The organism is Metabacillus sp. GQ13, assembly GCF_059758525.1.
This window is the reverse complement of the sequence record NZ_JCAXET010000028.1, coordinates 1-19166: the sequence shown is the minus strand read 5'-3', so window position 1 is coordinate 19166 and position 19166 is coordinate 1. Positions and strand designations below refer to the sequence as shown.

General features: G+C 35.5%; 15 protein-coding genes, 1 tRNA gene and 1 riboswitch. Of the genes, 7 read left to right on the top strand and 9 right to left on the bottom strand.

Annotated elements, in window-relative coordinates; genetic code table 11:
• Positions 1 to 23: 23 nt before the first annotated feature.
• Complete coding sequence (locus AC6CHR_RS23635) at positions 24 to 3074, top strand: type I restriction endonuclease subunit R (RefSeq protein WP_498251594.1); 3051 nt, start codon at positions 24 to 26, stop codon at positions 3072 to 3074.
• Positions 3075 to 3629: 555 nt separating this feature from the next.
• Here the strand turns inward: AC6CHR_RS23635 and AC6CHR_RS23630 are convergent.
• Positions 3630 to 4460, bottom strand: a complete 831-nt coding sequence (locus AC6CHR_RS23630; RefSeq protein ID WP_498251593.1) for an HNH endonuclease — start codon at positions 4458 to 4460, stop codon at positions 3630 to 3632.
• A 159-nt stretch (positions 4461 to 4619) separates the two neighbouring features.
• Complete coding sequence (locus AC6CHR_RS23625; protein WP_498251592.1) at positions 4620 to 5087, bottom strand: AAA family ATPase; 468 nt, start codon at positions 5085 to 5087, stop codon at positions 4620 to 4622.
• 616 nt (positions 5088 to 5703) lie between these two features.
• Here AC6CHR_RS23625 and AC6CHR_RS23620 point away from each other — a divergent pair.
• Both AC6CHR_RS23620 and AC6CHR_RS23615 read left to right on the top strand, forming a co-directional pair.
• A complete protein-coding gene (locus AC6CHR_RS23620; protein WP_498251590.1) occupies positions 5704 to 5892 on the top strand; it encodes a helix-turn-helix domain-containing protein in 189 nt (62 codons plus the stop codon).
• 158 nt (positions 5893 to 6050) lie between these two features.
• Positions 6051 to 7181: a site-specific integrase gene (locus tag AC6CHR_RS23615; RefSeq protein ID WP_498251589.1), complete on the top strand. Its 1131-nt coding sequence runs from the start codon at positions 6051 to 6053 to the stop codon at positions 7179 to 7181.
• A gap of 74 nt (positions 7182 to 7255) precedes the next feature.
• Here the strand turns inward: AC6CHR_RS23615 and AC6CHR_RS23610 are convergent.
• Positions 7256 to 7328, bottom strand: a tRNA-Ala gene (locus AC6CHR_RS23610).
• Between the two features lie 246 nt (positions 7329 to 7574).
• A complete protein-coding gene (locus AC6CHR_RS23605) occupies positions 7575 to 8099 on the bottom strand; it encodes a CBO0543 family protein (RefSeq protein ID WP_498251588.1) in 525 nt (174 codons plus the stop codon).
• Positions 8100 to 8342: 243 nt separating this feature from the next.
• Between AC6CHR_RS23605 and AC6CHR_RS23600 the strand changes: the two genes are divergently transcribed.
• The 4 genes from AC6CHR_RS23600 to AC6CHR_RS23585 all read left to right on the top strand — a co-directional run bounded on the left by AC6CHR_RS23600 (position 8343) and on the right by AC6CHR_RS23585 (position 13893).
• Positions 8343 to 10076 (top strand): ABC transporter ATP-binding protein, encoded by a 1734-nt coding sequence (locus AC6CHR_RS23600; RefSeq protein ID WP_498251586.1) that lies wholly within the window; start codon positions 8343 to 8345, stop codon positions 10074 to 10076.
• The gene (locus tag AC6CHR_RS23595; RefSeq protein ID WP_498251585.1) at positions 10073 to 11920 is read left to right on the top strand and encodes an ABC transporter ATP-binding protein; all 1848 of its coding nucleotides are present in this window, start codon (positions 10073 to 10075) and stop codon (positions 11918 to 11920) included. The genes AC6CHR_RS23600 and AC6CHR_RS23595 overlap by 4 nt, the downstream gene beginning before the upstream one ends.
• A 111-nt stretch (positions 11921 to 12031) precedes the next feature.
• Entirely contained in the window at positions 12032 to 12913 is an 882-nt protein-coding gene (locus tag AC6CHR_RS23590; protein WP_498251583.1) for an SMP-30/gluconolactonase/LRE family protein, read from the top strand.
• A gap of 170 nt (positions 12914 to 13083) precedes the next feature.
• On the top strand, positions 13084 to 13893 hold the full coding sequence (locus AC6CHR_RS23585) for a hypothetical protein (protein WP_498251582.1): 810 nt from the start codon (positions 13084 to 13086) through the stop codon (positions 13891 to 13893).
• Between the two features lie 85 nt (positions 13894 to 13978).
• On the opposite strand, the gene AC6CHR_RS23580 is transcribed toward AC6CHR_RS23585, so the two are convergent.
• The 5 genes from AC6CHR_RS23580 to thiT form a co-directional block, all read right to left on the bottom strand.
• On the bottom strand, positions 13979 to 14485 hold the full coding sequence (locus AC6CHR_RS23580) for a DinB family protein (protein ID WP_498251581.1): 507 nt from the start codon (positions 14483 to 14485) through the stop codon (positions 13979 to 13981).
• 71 nt (positions 14486 to 14556) lie between these two features.
• Positions 14557 to 15684, bottom strand: a complete 1128-nt coding sequence (locus AC6CHR_RS23575; protein WP_498251580.1) for a hypothetical protein — start codon at positions 15682 to 15684, stop codon at positions 14557 to 14559.
• A gap of 318 nt (positions 15685 to 16002) precedes the next feature.
• Positions 16003 to 16191 carry a hypothetical protein gene (locus AC6CHR_RS23570; RefSeq protein WP_498251579.1) on the bottom strand — a complete coding sequence of 63 codons (189 nt, stop codon included), beginning with the start codon at positions 16189 to 16191 and terminating at the stop codon, positions 16003 to 16005.
• Positions 16192 to 16583: 392 nt separating this feature from the next.
• Complete coding sequence (locus AC6CHR_RS23565) at positions 16584 to 17369, bottom strand: SDR family oxidoreductase (protein WP_498251578.1); 786 nt, start codon at positions 17367 to 17369, stop codon at positions 16584 to 16586.
• A gap of 427 nt (positions 17370 to 17796) precedes the next feature.
• A complete protein-coding gene (thiT, locus tag AC6CHR_RS23560; RefSeq protein WP_498251576.1) occupies positions 17797 to 18372 on the bottom strand; it encodes an energy-coupled thiamine transporter ThiT in 576 nt (191 codons plus the stop codon).
• Positions 18373 to 18507: 135 nt separating this feature from the next.
• Positions 18508 to 18611: riboswitch (TPP riboswitch) on the bottom strand.
• Between the last annotated feature and the right edge of the window lie 555 nt (positions 18612 to 19166).

Below are 19166 nucleotides of genomic sequence, written 5' to 3'. Positions count from 1 at the left end.
TAAAGCCTAAATGAGGTGAGAGTATGGTTCATTCTTTTGTACCTGAATCAGAACTAGAAGATAGTTTAATTCAACAATTAATACGTGGTGAATCCCAATGGACGTATCGTGGGGACTTACACACGGAAGATGATTTGTGGCAAAACTTTAAAAACAAGCTCGAAATCAATAATAAAGATGTACTGAACGAGGTTCCTTTGACGGAACAAGAATTCCGTCAGATTAAAGATCAGCTTCATTTCGTGAATTTTTACGAAGCGGCGAAATGGTTAGCTGGTGAAAATGGCATCGCTAAAGTTCAAGTACAGCGAGAAGATGCGGCACTCGGTACGATTCGTTTGAAAGTATTAAATCGTGCTGATATAGCTGGCGGTATGTCCTCTTATGAAGTAATTAATCAATATCAAAGCAATAAACGTACAAAAGAAGATCAAGAACGTCGCTTTGATGTGACGCTATTAATTAATGGGTTGCCAATGATTCATATTGAATTGAAAAATCGAAAGCACTCGTACATGGAAGGTTTTCGTCAAATTAAAAAGTATCTAAAAGAAGATAAATTTACAGGTATTCTCTCGACTGTACAGATGTTTGTAGTATCGAATGGCTCAGATACTCGTTATATTGCTACTGCACGTGACGAGAAATTGAACGAGCAGTTTTTAAGTAAGTGGGTGGATCGTGAAAATCAGCCGGTCAATAATTACTTAGATTTTGCTAAAGATGTTCTCTCGATTCCGCAGGCACATAAAATGGTAACGCAATATACGGTCATTGATAGTGCGAAAAAGGCATTGATTTTACTTCGTCCTTATCAAATTCATGCGATAGAAGCAGTAAAAGAAGCTTCAAGGAGACAAGAATCTGGCTATGTATGGCATACAACCGGTTCAGGGAAAACATTAACATCGTATAAAGTAGCACGTAATTTACTGCAAATTCCGTCCTTACAAAAAACAATCTTTATCGTGGATCGTGTCGATTTAGACCAACAAACAAGCAGCTCATTCGAATCGTATTCAGAACATGATGTGATTGAAATCGATGAAACGGACAATGTGAATGATTTAATTAAGAAGTTACTGTCCGAAGAACGGAATGTAGTCGTGACAACGATTCAAAAGCTTAATCATGTTATGAAGCGTTTTGTTGGAAAAGACGATACGAAGAAATCAATTATGCTCCGCCAATTGAAAATAGCGTTCGTAGTAGATGAGTGTCACCGAGCGGTTTCACCTCAAAAACAGCAAGAAATTAAAGAGTTTTTTGTCCGGTCATTATGGTACGGCTTCACTGGTACACCTATTTTTGCGGAAAATGCGAAGCAGGCTGTAGGCAACCTTCCTCGTACAACAGAGGGACAATACGGACGACGATTACATGAATATACGGTCAAAGAAGCCATTTACGATAAAGCGGTGCTAGGATTCCAAATTGAATACAAGAGTACCTTTTCAGAAGAAGAACTTGACGAAGCATTGATTCAATTAGACAGTGAAATTGAATTAGACGACCTCACACTTGCGGATAAAGAAGCACGTTTACCAAAACGAGTCTATCAACATGAACGCCATATGCTAGAGGTCATTCAATCAATTGTCAATAAATCCCGCAACAAACTCGGTTTCCAAAATGGTGTCGGTAAGACGTATAATGCGATTCTAACAACTTCTTCGATTGCTCAAGCACAATGCTATTATGACTTGTTTAAACGTGTGAAGGCAGGTGAAACAACCGTTGAGATTAGTGGAAAAACGAAGCTTACTTTACCTGACTTTCCGAAGGTTGCGATTACTTACTCGATTTCCGAGAATGAGGAATCCTCAATCGAAAATCAAGAGAAGATGAAAGAAGCCCTTCTTGATTACAATGAAGCCTTCGCTACAAGTTATACATTGGAAACGATGCGTTCATACAATCGAAACGTCAATGACCGTTTAGCGCGTAAAAAAGAGAAGTTCTTACCTAGATCAGAACAGTTGGATATTATCATTGTTGTGGATCGTTTATTAACCGGGTTTGATGCACCTTGTTTATCGACATTGTTCATTGACCGCCCTGCAATGAAGCCACATGATTTAATTCAAGCATTTTCACGTACAAATCGTCTGTTCGATAAATCGAAAAAATACGGGCAAGTTGTGACATTCCAAATACCCACGATTTTTGAAGAAAAAGTAAAGCAAGCACTTGTCCTTTATTCAAATGGTGGCGAAAATGAAGTGGTTGCCCCAACGTGGGAGGAAGCACACGAAGCCTTTCTAACAGCAATCAAGGAATTACGTGAAATAGCCCCAACACCTGAAGGAATAGACGTAGAGAGCTTAGAACCAGCACAATTAAAGAAATTTGCGAAAGCCTATCAAGCTTTAGATAAAGCTTTTGCGAATATTCAGGTATATACCGAGTATAGTGATGCGCAGCTTGGTTCAGACTATCCAATTCAACTGGAACAGATTGAAGAATATCATGGCAAATACGTCAATGTATTAGAGAAACTTCGGAAGGAAAAAGAAGATAAAGACGATGTGGACGTTAATATTGAGTATGAGTTGGAATCGGTAAAAACTGAAGAAATCAATTACGAATACATTTTACTTCTAATCCAAGCCTTTTTACCGAATACGCACGATAAAAAGGCGAACCAACCACCGGCCGAAAAGACAGCGGAAGAAATTAGTCAGTATTTAGCAAGGTTGAAAAAAGGAAATCCAACACTTGCTAGTCTAATGGAAACATTATGGGCGAACATTCAAGCAAATCCAGAAGCCTATCGTGATCAACATGTATCCTCTTTATTAGAACAAATGATTCAGCAAACGATTAAAACACTCGTTGATGACTTTGCAAAAACATGGTGGGTCCAAGAAGATGAATTAGCATTTATGGTAGCTAATCATAATCCAGCTCATAAGAAACAAAATGGGGAAGCCGAATTAAAAGAAACAAGTAATTACGAAGGTTATAAAGAGAATACAGAAAATCCAGTAAAGCGTTTAACTTATTGGAAATCTGTCAAACAAGCTTTTGAAGAAATGATGCTAGATGATATTTTACCGCTGCAAAAGAGATAGATAAAACAAGATTAGATTCAAAAATAAGCAAATGAAAGAGAACCCACAGATTGCGAGTTCTCTTTTCACCCTCTTTCTTCCGTGCCAACACCATGCCAAGTTCGTGCCAAGTTGAAATTATAAACCATTTTAAACCATTTGGAGAAATAGCTTTATATCGGGGTTTAACCGCACTTTTTATAAATCATTTCGTGCCCGTCAAAACTAATCAAGAGGTTTTATTTATCACAGGTAGTTTTTTAGCAATCGGCCATTTAATTGAATATCACCAATACACTGAGTCAAGATGCAAAGATATTGGAGCATATAGCAAACTTAGTGTCAATTTTTTGACACAAGAATGAATACATCTTGTGAAATTACATATAAGTATTAACAACTTTGAAAAATCCATCAATAACCTCTTATTCCATTAAGGAAGTTTAATACTACTTCTCCTTCTTAATAATTGAATAATCTAATTTTATTCAGAATCTTCAATGTATTAGTCAAGATCTTGAAGCTATGAAAAAATAAGGAGAGCAATAATAAAATCGCTCTAAGGGATACTGTAATCTATAGTTTTGCTCCTTCATCACAAAACCACGGGTCTGAAGCTAAAGCTTGATACATTGCTGATTTCCATGAATTCTTTCTGTTTTTTTCACAACTCTGAGCAATTGCTAATAGGTGCTTTTGTACCGCTTCAGGGCCAATATCATTTCTTAACATTTTCATTAAATATGAAATATCTGGCAGTTCAGCAGCTACTTCCGAAGCGTATAGGGTACCCAAATCATATAAATCAAAGTGATACTTAACACGCTCTGTCATTTTTAGTGGAGCATCAATGTAATATGATAAAGAAGGAGGGGATGTTTTATTTACAGTAGCACATAACCATTTATCCCCCTCAATATTATCAAAGTATGGATGAAGAGTTGCCTCTTCACACTTTGTTGGAAAAGAATTAGATTTTATATAGTTACAGTCTTTACAAGCAGGGACCAAGTTAACCGGTAAAACACTAAGTGTCGGATAGTCTGTTTTGGAGAGGTAGTGATCAAGGGTGCTTGAAGGACGTTGTCCACATAAAGGGCATTTATCACTACCTTGAGGATATCTCAATTTGTTGTAGTATATTCTACCAGGACTTTTTTTTGGCACCATTCTGCCTGTATAGACTTTTTCTAGCTCCTTAGCTGAAACATTACCGGCTATTACTGTCTTCTTAGGAAATAAGTATAATTCAGCACTGGCCGCCTTTTCTTCATACTTTTGAGCATCATCTATGATTTCTGGTAAGCAGTTTGTTAATCGATCCTTTAAGTCTTCGTTTCTAACCTTGCTAATGGAAGCTTTAAATACATCTGACACATTAAATGAAGGTCGGGGAAGTGTTTGCATTCTAGTCTTCCTCCTGGTTAGAAGTGGCTATGAGAGCTCTAATTAGACCTCGCGCTTCCATCCCAACCTCGTGGTTGAAGTGGTCCAGGACACCTTCATAATCGCCGATTTCATCTACAGCATCTTTGATCATTTTATAATAACCAGAATAAGTCACTTCTAATTCAAAATTTCCCTAGTAAGAGCTCCTTTGTTTTCTCCAAATGTCTCAATTTCACTTCTAAAGTACTGTAAATATATTCCTGACCTACGTAATTTCCAAACGCAACTTTTAGGCACCTCTTGGACAATCACAGGTGAATGGGTAGCAATAATGGCAACCGCATTTCTACTAACTAATAAATCTGAAAGAGTACGAGTAAATGCTGATAATAAAGGTGGGTGAAGATGGGACTCAGGTTCATCCAAAAGGACCAGAGTACGCTCCTCTACTGTTTCAACTAAGCGTGTCAACGTAAGCAACACAATTTTATGACCAGAGCTAAGTTTATGAAAAAACGTTTTGGCTCTCTTCTTTATTATTTCATTTTCAATGTTAACTTCCTTATCAGGATTCATCGATTTTTCAATTTTTTCTTCATATAAATCATATTCTTCCTGACTTATAGGACTAAGAATACTAGCCACATCGGACTCCTTGAAAATTGGATCTGCTGATAATATTTAGTTGTTGCTTAAGGATGCGGGAGAACAAAGTAGGTATTGATTCCTGCACCGTTTGTGATGGTCCAACCCGTGTTTTATGCAGATCAGATTGATACGGTGTTTAAGGCGTTGGGGGTAAGTTAAGTATAAGGTTTAGGTGAACCTACTACATCCCTGTTATAATTTTTTATCTACACCCAGCATACCAGTCACCTGAAATATGTGTAAGAATTCATAAGACCTAGAAACATACATGAATTAAAATTTAATAATTCCTTATTAGGAAACGTGTAAATAAATTCCTATCATCTCTTTAGAGGTGCTTTTATATTTGACCAATCTTAGTTCTGAATATTACGTCAATTTAGATATTTAAAGAATAATGGAGAAATCGTAAGCAATTTTATAATAGTAATTTAGATTTTATTACTAGATTCTTTCAAACATAAGTGGATCATTTTGCATGGGTTTTAACCCTGATGTACTTAAAAGAAATAGAAACCTATAATATTAACTATAAAGAATTTAAGGATAACTCAGGTTACTGGAAATTGAGATTAGTAATCAGATTATCAATTAGGAGAAAAGGAGAAAGAAAATGAACCAATTAGAAAATTATCCGGATGTATTAAATGTTAACGACGTACAACAAATACTAGGAATAGGTCGCAGACAAGCTTATGAACTGGTATCATCCAAAGAATTTCATACCGTTAGAGTTGGAAGAAGTATTAAGATTTTGAAAGATGTCTTTTTGGATTGGCTTCGTGGAACAGTGGAAGACTAGTTTTCAAATAATTTGATTTATATTATAGTAGAGTTGGTAAATACTGCTACATCTCTTTAGGGCTGTAACCTATAAAGAGATGCAGTAATATGCATACTCTTCTAAGAAGGGGAGTGCTACCTTAAGCATTCCTTTAATTTTGGTAAGAGGTGAAAAGAATGGCTGGTTCAGTTAAAAAAGTAGGTAGCAGTTGGTGCTATGTATTCGATGCAGGAAAAGATGTAAATAGCAAACGGAAGCAGAAAAGGAAAAGAGGATTTAAAACAAAAAAGGAAGCACAGGTTGCATTAAATGAAGCGATGAATTCTTATAACAAAGGAACGTTTATAGAACCATCCGTAAGTCAATATAAAGACTATCTAAATGAGTGGTTTGAAACTAAAAAATCAACTATAGGAATTCAAACGGCAGAAGTTTATCAAAATTATCTCAATAGAAGAATCATTCCAGCATTAGGGGGCTATTCTTTAGCTAAACTTTCTACGTTGCATCTCCAATCATTTATTAATAGTCTTTATAATGAAGGATTATCACGTTCTACTATAAAGAAAGTTTATGAAATTATTTGTAGCTCTCTTTCGTATGCTGTTGATTTTGAACTTGTGAATAAAAATGTAGCACTTAAAGTTAAATTACCGAAGTCTGTTAAAAAGGAAATGATTGTATGGAATGAATATGAATTAAAACTTTTTCTTAAAACTGCAGAGGATGACCCTATGTATATGGTTTTCCTACTTGCGTTAATGACTGGAATGCGACAGGGAGAAATATTAGGTCTTCGTTGGAAAGATATTTGCTTTAACAAAGAGAAAGTAAGTATCAGGCAAACTTTAAGCCATGATGGGAAAACTTTTATACCTGGAGCGAAGACGGCCTCTAGTTTAAGAAATATCCAATTGCCTAAATCTACTGTGGAAATTCTTAAATCACATAAGGCTGATATTGAGAAAAGAAAAGAAGAGTTAAGACAAATTTATGAAGATTATGATTTAGTCATATGTACTAATCATGGAACTCCTATAAACCCTGCGAATGTCAGACGAACATTTAATCGTTTAATTAAAGTTGCTGATATACCTAAAATACGATTCCATGATTTAAGACATACACATGCAACGGCTCTTTTGGCAAAAGGAGTAAATGTAAAGGTAATTTCAGAAAGATTAGGTCACAGTAATATTAAAGTGACACTTGATACGTATTCACATGTTCTGCCAACGATGCAAGAGGATGCGATTCGTAAATTAGATGAAATTATTCAGTGTGACCAAATGGTGACCAATGATTAATATAAGTGGTCTTTAGTTATTTTAATGAACAGATAATAAAGGGGAAAACCTTGATATAAAAGGGTTTGAATGAATGGAGCATAACGGGATCGAACCGATGACCTCTACGCTGCCAGCGTAGCGCTCTCCCAGCTGAGCTAATGCCCCGTGTATAGAATTCGTTCGAATCTGCTAATCAACAGTATATAACGATATGAACTATTATACCGTATAGCAATGGAACGCTGCAATGATTAATTAACAAACATATACTCCATACCGAATTAGTAACACAAAGTGGTAAATCTTGAAGAGCAAATATTAAAACTTCAAACCTTAAATGCCCATACTTCTATTTTAAAGTATGTCATCCAGTTAATTCAACAATCATTAGTTGATTTTACAAGGTTCGAGTTAAATAGTAAACGTAAAAGGAACCTTGAAAGAAACGATCAAGAAAATGATAATGAATAGGGATAAGATATAAGCACGGAATGGGTAACGCTGATGTAATGCAATGACCGAGAACATAACAAGATCAAATAAATAGGAATAGCCTAATGCCCACTCATTTTGATATGAGATTCTCCCGAAAATATGTAAAATCCATTCAACGGCAATGTAAATTCCAGACCAAAGCATTATGTAAAATAGTCGGTTAATCCAACTTTCGGGGAAATGGGAGAGAAATAGAAAAATACTAACAGGCATGGTAATGAGAGCATACACAATAACAGTCATTTCATGTCCATATAGAAAATCAGGATTAAAATTCCACAAAGTGTAGTCTTTAACTATGTATTCATATAGTAAACCACCTGTAGAAATGAAAAGCATACTTGCATGATATTTTCTCCATTCTCTCCAATCCCCCCATTTAAAAGAAGCTAAAATGGTTAGAACAGTAATAGCAAAGTGCATATTTATTGATCCTTTCAAATGCATTTTGTTATTCAGTTTACCCCATTTATTAATATCTATTAGGTGAGAAATAAAAGAATCTCAAATTATTTCTATCAAGTCTTATTGCAGAACATTCATTTAATTAAGTTTTATGTTTTAAAAATATAGTTGATACTTTAGTGTTGTAATATTTCGTAAAGTGAACGAATCCTATGTATAATAAAAAAGGTAATCAATGTTTCATTGCAAGATCTACATACATAAAGAGGGTGACCAAAAATGCTAGAAATGATTAAGCATCTAAGACCATACAGAATACAGTTATTCCTTGTCTTTCTCTTTTCATTAGTAGCCATTTTATTTGAGTTGTATTTGCCAACTCTTATGGCTGAGATTGTTGATGTTGGGATCGTCAATCAAGATGTTCCATTTATCCTACAAACGGGAGGATGGATGCTTTTTTGCACAGTGATGTCGATTGTCTTAATGGTTGGCGTTAGTTATTATGCTTCAAGGGTATCGTTGGGTTTTGGACGTGATATGCGAAGAAAGTTGTTTGTTCATGTTGAACATTTTTCGCTGCAGGAATATGAGAAGTTTGGTTCCGCGTCGTTAATTACCCGTACAACAAATGATGTAAAGATCGTTCAAGATGTCATTAATATGATGCAGAGAATGATGACAAGAGCACCTTTAATGTTAGTGGGGGGAATTATTTTAGCGATCTCAAGAGATCGTGTGTTATCGCTGGTGTTTCTCGCGGCTTTACCGATTTTGGCGATTGTTATTTTTCTTGTTGCTAAAAAAGCGATACCGCTGTTTTCTGTCCTTCAGAAGAAAACAGACCGTTTGACATTGATCCTACGTGAGGTGTTAACTGGGATCCGCGTTGTTCGTGCTTTTAATCGGGTTGACTTTGAAAGAAATCGTTTCAATGTCGCGAACGAGGATTATCGTGATACTGGGATCAAAGTCGGGAAGTTGATGGCATTTATGTTCCCGGTTATGCTCATTATTATGAATTTTACAAATATCGCAATCATTTGGTTTGGTGCGATCCGGATTGATCAAGGGGATATGCAAGTTGGTAATTTATTAGCTTTTATTCAATATGCAGCAATGATTTTAATGTCATTAATAATGCTATCAATGGCGTTTATTATGATTCCACGTGCGCAAGTTTCTGCTAAGCGATTAAATGAAGTGCTCAATACACTTCCGATTATTAAAGATCCAGATCATGATAAAGATGAGCATACGAACAAACGTGAGGGGATCATTGAGTTTAAGAATGTGACCTTTCGTTATGAAGGGGCAGAGAAGCCTATTCTAGAAGAGATTTCCTTTACCGCGAAGCCTGGTGAAACGACTGCGATTATTGGTAGTACAGGTGCAGGTAAATCAACGCTCATCCAATTGATTCCGCGCTTTTATGATGTCGATAGCGGTGAGATTCTAATCGATGGTGTAAATATTCAGAGTATGAAACAGAGTACTCTTAGAGAGAAAATCGGCTATGTTCCGCAAAAAGCGACCTTGTTTAGTGGAACAATTGCTGAAAATATCCGTTATGGCCATGAAACAGCAACGGAAGATGAAATTCGTGCTGCATTACAAACAGCACAGGCAAGTGACTTTATTGAAAAAAGAGATCATGGACTTGAGAGTATGCTTGAACAAGCGGGGGCTAATCTGTCGGGAGGACAGAAACAAAGGCTTTCAATTGCACGGGCACTTGTGAGAAAGCCTGAGATTTATTTATTTGATGATAGTTTCTCTGCTCTAGATTACAAAACAGATAGTAAGCTTCGTCATGCATTGAAAACAGAAACAGTAAATGCAACGATAATGATTGTTGCACAGCGCGTAAATACCGTGAAGGATGCAGAGAGAATTATCGTGCTTAATGAAGGGGAAATTGCTGGAATGGGCACACATCAGGAATTGTTGCAGAACAATGCCATCTATCAAGAAATTGTTTCATCACAGGAAAATGGGGAGGCGAGTGCATGAGTAAAGTACGTTCAAGCGCATCTCCAAGAGGTGGTGGAATGCATCGCGGACCGGGTCCTGGTATGATCGGGGAAAAACCCAAGGACTTTAAGAAAACATTTAAAAGATTAATTAGTTATTTGAAGCCGTGGAAAAATCGGATGATTCTCGTTACCCTTGCAGCCATCCTTTCGACCTTATTTAATGTTATCAGTCCGAAATTGCTGGGGGATGCGACTTCATCAATATTTGATAGTTTTACAACGAGAACAGCAGTTGATTTCAATTTTATTGGAAGATTGCTTTTAATCTTAGTTGGTTTGTATCTTCTTTCTTCTGTATTTGCATACATTCAGCAATATATGATGGCAGGGATTTCGCAAAAAACGGTTGCCCAACTTAGAAAAGAAGTCAATGAAAAGCTTTCACGATTACCACTTAGTTATTTTGATAAGAACTCACACGGTGATTTATTGAGCAAGGCAGTTAATGATATCGATAATATTAACCAATCACTACAACAGGCGCTTACGCAAATTATTAACTCAGTTATCTCGATTATTGGAATTATCATCATGATGTTGGTCATTAGCCCACTTTTGACGTTAGTCGTGTTGATTACAATCCCGTTAAGCTTATTCGTTGCTCAGTTTGTCGCTAAATTTTCTCAAAAGCACTTTGTTAAACAACAGCAAGAGCTTGGGAACATTAATGGACACATTGAAGAAATGTTTACAGGTCATCAAGTTGTAAAAGCATTTGGTCATGAAAAAAAGTCAATCTCTGAATTTGATGAGATTAATGCCCGTCTTTATCATTCAAGCTGGAAGGCACAATTCATCTCAGGCTTGATGATGCCACTTATGGGGTTTGTAGGTAACCTAGGATTTATTATTGTGTCCATTTCTGGAGGTTTACTTGTTTTAAATGGTAGCATTCGTGTTGGTGATGTTCAGGCGTTTATTCAATATACACAGCAAATTTCACAGCCGCTTGCCCAGGTAGGTGGAATTGCGAACATGATCCAAGTAGCGATTGCATCTGCTGAGCGTGTCTTTCAATTATTGGATGAGACGGAGGAAAAACAGGAAAAAGATGCACCTATTCACGTTGAAAAACTTCGAGGTGAGGTAGTATTTGAACATGTCCAATTTGGTTATGAAAAAGATCAGCCAGTCATTAACGATGTTAGTCTTGCAGTTAAGGAAGGACAGACAGTTGCAATCGTTGGTCCAACTGGTGCAGGGAAAACAACAATTGTTAACTTATTGATGAGATTTTATGAATTAAATCATGGAGCAATCAAAATTGATGGTGTTAGCCTAACGGACATGAGCAAAGAACAGGTCCGAAACCAATATGCGATGGTATTGCAAGATACCTGGTTATTTAACGGAACAATTCGTGAAAATATTGCTTATGGAAATGAAGGGGCAACAAATGCAGAGATAGAGGAAGCCGCAAGAAACGCGTATGCTGATGAATTTATTCGTACACTACCTGACGGCTATGAAACAGTTTTAGGTGAAGATGCTACCAACATCTCACAAGGACAGCGTCAACTTCTAACGATTGCAAGGGCAATCATTGCAAACCCGAAAATTCTACTTCTTGATGAAGCAACAAGCAGTGTCGATACACGGACAGAAATGAAGATCCAAAAAGCAATGACGAGGTTATTAGAAGGTAGAACAAGCTTTGTCATTGCCCATCGATTATCGACAATTCGTGATGCTGATCTTATTCTTGTTATGAATCAAGGGGATATTATTGAAAAAGGTAATCATGAAGAATTACTGGAACAAGATGGCTTTTATGCGGATTTATATAGAAGTCAATTTTCACAAAATGATTCTGCGTCATAATGCAATAATTTATAGTCCACAATTCCTCCCTAACTTTCTGTCATCATATGCAGGGATTTTGACTGAATTTGCTGAATAAAAGAAAGATATAATTTTTAGGGAGGTAAACAGGTGGTTTACAACGCAGAACTAGTTTTAGATGCAAAGGCAGCATTAGGAGAAGGTCCTCATTGGGATTCAAATGAAAAGATCATTTATTGGGTGGATATATTAGGGATGAAGCTTCACGCTTTTGATCCAGTTACCAGTGAAAATCGAACGTTTCAGCTAGATCAATATATCGGTGCAGCGGTTCCAGATCACGAGGGACAATTTATTTTGGCCCTTCAAAATGGAATTTATCAATTTGATTTGAGTACGGAGAAACTGATACTCCTAGTTAATCCTGAATCAGATAAACCAAATAATCGCTTTAATGATGGGAAATGTGATGCACACGGAAGATTCTATGTAGGAACAATGGATATCGATGCAAAAGAACAAAGAGGTTCTTTTTATCGATTAGGTATAGATGGTCAGATTCAAAAGATGCTATCTTCTGTGACGATTTCGAATGGACTTGCATGGAGTCCAGACCGAACAAATATGTATTACATTGATACACCTACAGGGGAAGTGTCTATATTTGACTATGATGAAAGAACAGGCGATATATCGAATAAACAACTTTGTGTAAGGATACCAGAGGAAATGGGCTCTCCTGATGGAATGACAATTGACTCTGAAGGAATGATCTGGGTGGCGCATTGGGGGGGCTCACGTGTTACACGTTGGGATCCACATGCTGGTAATTGGGTAGATGAAGTCATCGTGCCTGCTAAAAATGTGACATCATGTGTCTTTGGTGGCGAAAACCTCGATGAGCTCTATATTACAACTGCTCGCCAAGGAATGAGTGAAGAAGAACTAATGGAATACCCGTTTTCAGGTGGTTTGTTTAAGGTGAAGACCAATGTGAGAGGTCTTCCTGGCTACAACTATCAACGAAGTTAATAAAGGTGAAGTAGTGTGATGTCAAGAAATTGATCATAGCACTGCTTTTTTTGTGGGGAAAAATGGCTATTCGAGAAATTTAATACATTCGTAATAATTTGTTAACATTTTATCCACTACTTATGGAAAAACTATCGAGTGTAGGATAAAAAAACAGTGGAGGTAAAAAGGTGAAGATGCATAGAATGAAAAACGTCATTCTTTCAATGATGTTGACAATAGTGGCTTTAGGGGTAACCCCAGCTCTTGCTGAAGTAGGGTCAACAACTCAGGTAGACCATTCTGATCATGAGGAAATGAAGTTATCTGAAAAAGAAGGACAACATCAAAATCATCATGAACACAACCTTGAATTTCTGCAAATACGCGCTAAGAAACTAGGGATTGAAAGTGAAGGTAAAGATGCAGTTCAGTTGGCAAAAGAAGTTCGTGCAGCACATCTAAAACAAGAAGCGAAGGAGTTAGGGATTGAGATTGAAGGAAAGGAAATAACTGAGTTATGTAAAGAGGTGAAGGAGACACGGATTCGAAATAAAGCTAAAGATCTGGGCATTGAAACGGAAGATATGGAAACATCTGATTTAGCTAAAAAGGTAAGAGAGACACTTGTTTTAAATAAAGCTAAGGAATTGAATATTAAGACAAACGGCAAGGATCTAAAGGATTTAGCTAACGAAGTACGAACGGAAATCATAAAAAGGGATGCTAACGAATTAGGGATTTCCACTGATGGGAAGGAAGAAAAGGAACTTGTACTTGAAGTCATGGAAAAAAAGATTCACCAAACAGCAGAAAAACTTGGCATTAATACCACAGATAAAACAAGCCATGAATTGATGAAAGAAGTGTTTACAAACCATGCTGAAGAAGCAAAGAGGCAAAAATTGTTTCCGTTTGATGGAAAGGATAACTATCATTTTGGTAGGCATAAACACGGATTTTTTAAAGATGAGACACTTGATGAGATAGAAACAGAATAATTGGAAGCTTTTATAAGGGTAAGATTTCATCAAGTTTATTGTATTTATTATAGTAAACAAAAAAGAGTCTTACCCTTGTTGTGTTTTATAAGTGTTTTGTCATAAGGTTTTCTTTTATCTCAATAATTTGGGCTGCGTGTCTTTTTTCATGATAACCAATAAATTCAATCCATTGCTTTAATGATAAAACGCCAAATGCAGGGTGTTTAAATCCCCATTTTTTTTTCAAATCTAATTCTGGTGGAATCGCATCTATTAATCTTAATAATTGCTGACGTGAGTTCATAAGGTCTAAAATGATGTCTTGTTTAGTAAATTCTTGTGCTGAAGGAGTAATTGCTGGGGATGCAGAAATTTTTATTGAGCGATCCATCGTCTTTGATATTGGTTTATCCTCAATTGTCTCTTGCCCTGGTTGTGTTATTAATTTCTCGATTGTGTTTGTTATGTTGATTTCTGTCTTGTATAAATGGTTAAGAACTTGTCCAATACTCCATGTGGTTTCAGATATTCTTACATTTAAAAGCTGATCAGGAAGATTCTCAATAGTAGATAAAACGTCCTTCCGCGATATTTCAAGCTGTAACCACATACTTTTACCTCCTTATTTTTCCCTTTGATTATACTATAGAATAGTTGTTTTTTAGAGAATTGTCTTATTATTTATAAATTATCAACCTTTTGCATTTCCTCATCTAAATAAAGAGATTGAAGGTCTTTAATCGTCATCCCAGTTGCTCTTGTAAATCCTTCATCAAAGTCATTCACAATTGCTGTTTCTTCAATAATAGTTTTAATCATCTTTTCTCCATATTTATTTACGATATATTTGATAGCGTAATAGCTTTGAAGATAAACATCATATTGTTCCATACGGAGTTTCTCCCAATCTTCATGTGTGATTAGATTGTCAAAAGATGTTTCGATAAATGGATAAAAACGATGGGACACATTATACATACCTACGTATTCCGCAACACCTTCATGAAACCATAGAGGAACTCTGTACACGAAAAGTCCCTGTTCTTTAATAAAGGCTTGTAAACGATAATGTGTGTATTCGTGCATAATTGTACTTTGAAAATGAAAGGCACCTGGCATGCGATCAGATCTAATCTCATCTAAATCGGTTATCGCAACTCCAACAATATCATTAGGATCATCAAAATAGCCCATTGTATTTACGAGAGTTGTTTGTTTGAATAGCTCCTTGGAAGATGGATGTAGGATGAGATCAATATCATTATCTTGAACATTTCCGAACAAGCTTGTAGTGATCGTATCAGCTTTAGTAAGCACATCTTTGATTATTGGCACTAAGTCCTTTTCATGTGCATGATAATAGATATTTACATTTTGAAATGATGAGATTTGTTTATCTTTTTTCATAGATTGGTAATTAATAGAGGGAGTTGTGTTATTTCGAAAAGGAAGCATATATAATTCTACTTTTTCCTCGATTGTAAGGTTTTTACCTAGTTCCGATGAAATCATTAGGCTAATAGAAAAAAAGAAAACTGTTACAAATGTTACTATAACTGAAAAGCTCGCAAGTGATATTAATCCACCAAATCCATGTAAAAAGAGAAACTTAAATGGCCTTTTTACAGAAATGAATCTGTAAATACAGTAACAAAATAGCCCAAAGGAAATAATAATCATCAGAGAACTAATGACAATACTTACGTTTATATTCATAGTTAAAAATAAATACAGCAAAAAAGCGCTAACAATGATAAATGACAAAAATGTATAAATGATGTTTTGGCATACAGCAATAATTATTTTCAAAGAATCCTCCTATAAGGGTATATCCTTATTGATATTTATGAAGGAACAATGAAAAAAATCCTGATATCTGCAATTTAATTTCAAAAACAGTTAATTTGGGAAAGGTAGGTTTTAAATGGAGGTGATTACTACAAAAAGCATTATGCCGAAGCATAACGCCTTTGATAATGTCAGTATTTATATGTTTCGTACTTAGTGTGTTTTTTAAATCCTGAGCCCTAACAAACTCACCCCTCCTCCACCAGATTAGTCAACATCGTGTTTTCTTTATCTCAAACGGACATATGTGGTGAAACGGGATATGGTCCTTTTAATCATTTATATATATTGGTAAAAAATAGATGATAAATAAGCGAATGTAAACCCTAGAGGTACACTGGTAATGAGTGCTAATCCCTGTACAGATCCCTCTTCATTACTAATTCTTATGGCTTCCTTATACCCATAAGAAAAGTGAAATAATGATAGAAATAGAGTAAGTAACATTATTGCATAATAAACATTCATCGTCTGCCCTCCGTTTTTTATTATTCTAAAAGTAATTGCTATACAGTGATAAAAATCGGTTTTGGATTTTTATCGTTCCACTTTAATTAAATTCAATAGAATAGGATTAAGTATCTAAGTATGAAAAGAACAAGAAGATAGGGATTATCAGGAAAGTAAAGCTATGTACGAAAACCAAAAATCAATGCGAAAATAGCAGCTTTCTATTAATACATGCTTAAAAGTCCGTGAATATGATAATAAAATGGGTATTTCTAAAAACTTAATAGAGTTAACTACTACTAACTACTATTTATACACAAAAAAGCTGATTCCCTCCATTGACCAAGGATCAATGGAGGGAATCAGCTTTACTATATTAAAGAATAGACAATTATTTAGCTTATGATTTATTAAAGGAGTGAATCTGCTCCATCTATATATACCTCAGTCCCAGTAATGTGACTAGATTCTTCAGAAGCAAGGAAGGAAACGAGTTGAGCAACTTGCTCTGGTTGTCCTGGACCATGTTCTAAAGGGTGACTACCTTCTGGGAATTCAACGGGTATTTCAATTTTATCTACTTCAGGTGTTTTCTCGGTACTTTTTCCGATATTGGTTTCAATTGCACCTGGACAGATAACATTCACCCTAATTTTATATTGAGCTAACTCTAGCGCCGCCATTTTAGCAAATGCAACTTGACCGGCTTTCGACGTACTATAAGCAATCATTCCGAAATTAGAAAAAACACGATTACCATTTATTGAACTAGTAATGATAATACTACCACCAGACTCTTTCATCTTAGGTATTGCATATTTTACAGTATGAAAGGTACCTTTTAAGTTTGTATTTATTGTTGTATCCCAGTCTTTAGGGTTTAAATCTTCTATTGGAGCGAGAACTCCGTTGATCCCACCATTAGCAAATACGATATCTAATCTACCCCATTTGTTCACCGCTTCTTCGATACCTTCTTTTACTTGGTTATGTTTTGACAAGTCCACATCGACAATGATGGCTTCTCCTTGAAGTTCTTCGATTTCCTTTTTTACTATTTCGGCCTTTTCTTCTTTCAAATCCATTAAACAAACCTTTGCCCCTTGTTTGGCTAGAGAAATTGCAGTTGCCCTTCCGATCCCAGAACTTCCTCCTGTTACAACAGCAACCTTATTTGCAAATTGATTACTATTCATAACCATCCTCCTTGTAAATTGTCATATGACTATTATCTCTAGCAATGTAGATTTTACTATGGCTTTATACTGTTTCTTTTTAAATCAAATCATAGGATATGCTACTTAACGAGATTTATTTATATTTACCTCGAGTAAGATGGAATTAAACAATAAAGTCACTTGATAAGATGAAATTCTAACTAATTAAAGATAAAGACAGAAGTGAGATTTCAAAAGAGATCTCACTTCTATTAATATTGAGAGTATATTAGTTTTTGGATTCTTTCTATAGGGAAGTAATAGAGAGGGGAATTATATAAGCCGAAGATTATTATGCAAAGGGGGAAATATAACTAAAAGCAGTGAATTTCAATTTCGAAATCCACTGCTTTGCTATGAGTTATTACTAAAGGGAGATCAAATCTTCTCCCACGTATGACGTAGGTTATTTACTTTTAACAACCAATCGAGGTGCTGTAAATAGTAAGAAGCTAACAATTACTGCTGAAACGATAAAAGTTGGAATCATATATGTTGAATTATAGATAAGAGAATACTTTACAACGGGCATGCCTTCAGGTGTAAGGGAAGCGAAAAAGAAAACCCCGGCCGTGACATGAACAATATATCGTAGGAAATTGCCTAGCAAAGTTGCTAGAATAATGTAAAAAATAATGGCTTTTTTACCCTTATTTAATAATGCTCGTTGAATTTGATTAAAGAAGATTCCACTTAGACCAACAACAGTGAAGGCTAAATAATAATCTAGGAAACCTTGTACTGGGTGAATGATGTATGGACTACCTAAAATAGCTTGAAGTATACCTAATAGTAAGCCTGTTAAAAGACCACCTTTCAATCCCCAACGAAAAGCAATAATAAAAACTGGTATCATGCCTAATGAAATAGAACCACCTTGTGGCATTTTTAAGAACACACCTGAAACTAAGTCCAATAAGAATGCTAAAGCAGATAGCATCGCTACTTCAATTAAAAATAATAAGCGTTGATTTCCTTGCATAGTAAAAACCCCTTCTCTTTGCATGACACCTAACCTTAAGTTTAAAAGAGAAGTAGATATATCATACATACATCGCTCACGTAGACAAAACAAAAAAGCAATGTAGGATATGATTAGATGGTTCCAACATTGCTTTAATATGGCCATCCACATCCCTACGCTAGTGTTAACTAACAGGTTCGAAGGGTTAGAACGGAATTACCGTCCAGTCTCAGCCGAAGGCTCCCCTTGTGGTTACATGCATTATTATATTTGATATTTACTATACATGATAAAAAATGCCTCAACAAGAAATTTGTTCAAGTACATTATATTTTAGTTGAAGGATCAAACAATAGGTTAGCTTTATATAGAAGAAGTCTGTATTCGTAATCACGCTACTTTTAGTTAGAGGACTCTTCCATTTTCTTTTTAATTAGCCACTAATTGTACGGGGGGAATTCAATGTTCCACTTATTTAGGTACTTCTAAAGTCAGATATTATTAGGTGGATGAAAAACGAATGATAAGAAACATCATACATTAATCCCTACTAACTATCGTGTTCTTTGCAATGCATTTACTACTACTTTACTCTTGTAATTGTATTTAGAAAGATGAATGAACAAACCTTAATCATAAATATTTCAAATTTAATATAAAAAGTGGTTGCTAATAATATTATATCGTGATATATTATTAAACGTCGCTGATGAAGCGGGAACAACATTGAAAACAAATTAATAAAAAGATGTTGACAGAGATAATAAGAAATGATATATTATAAAGGTCGCTTCTGAACGAAACGGCAAACA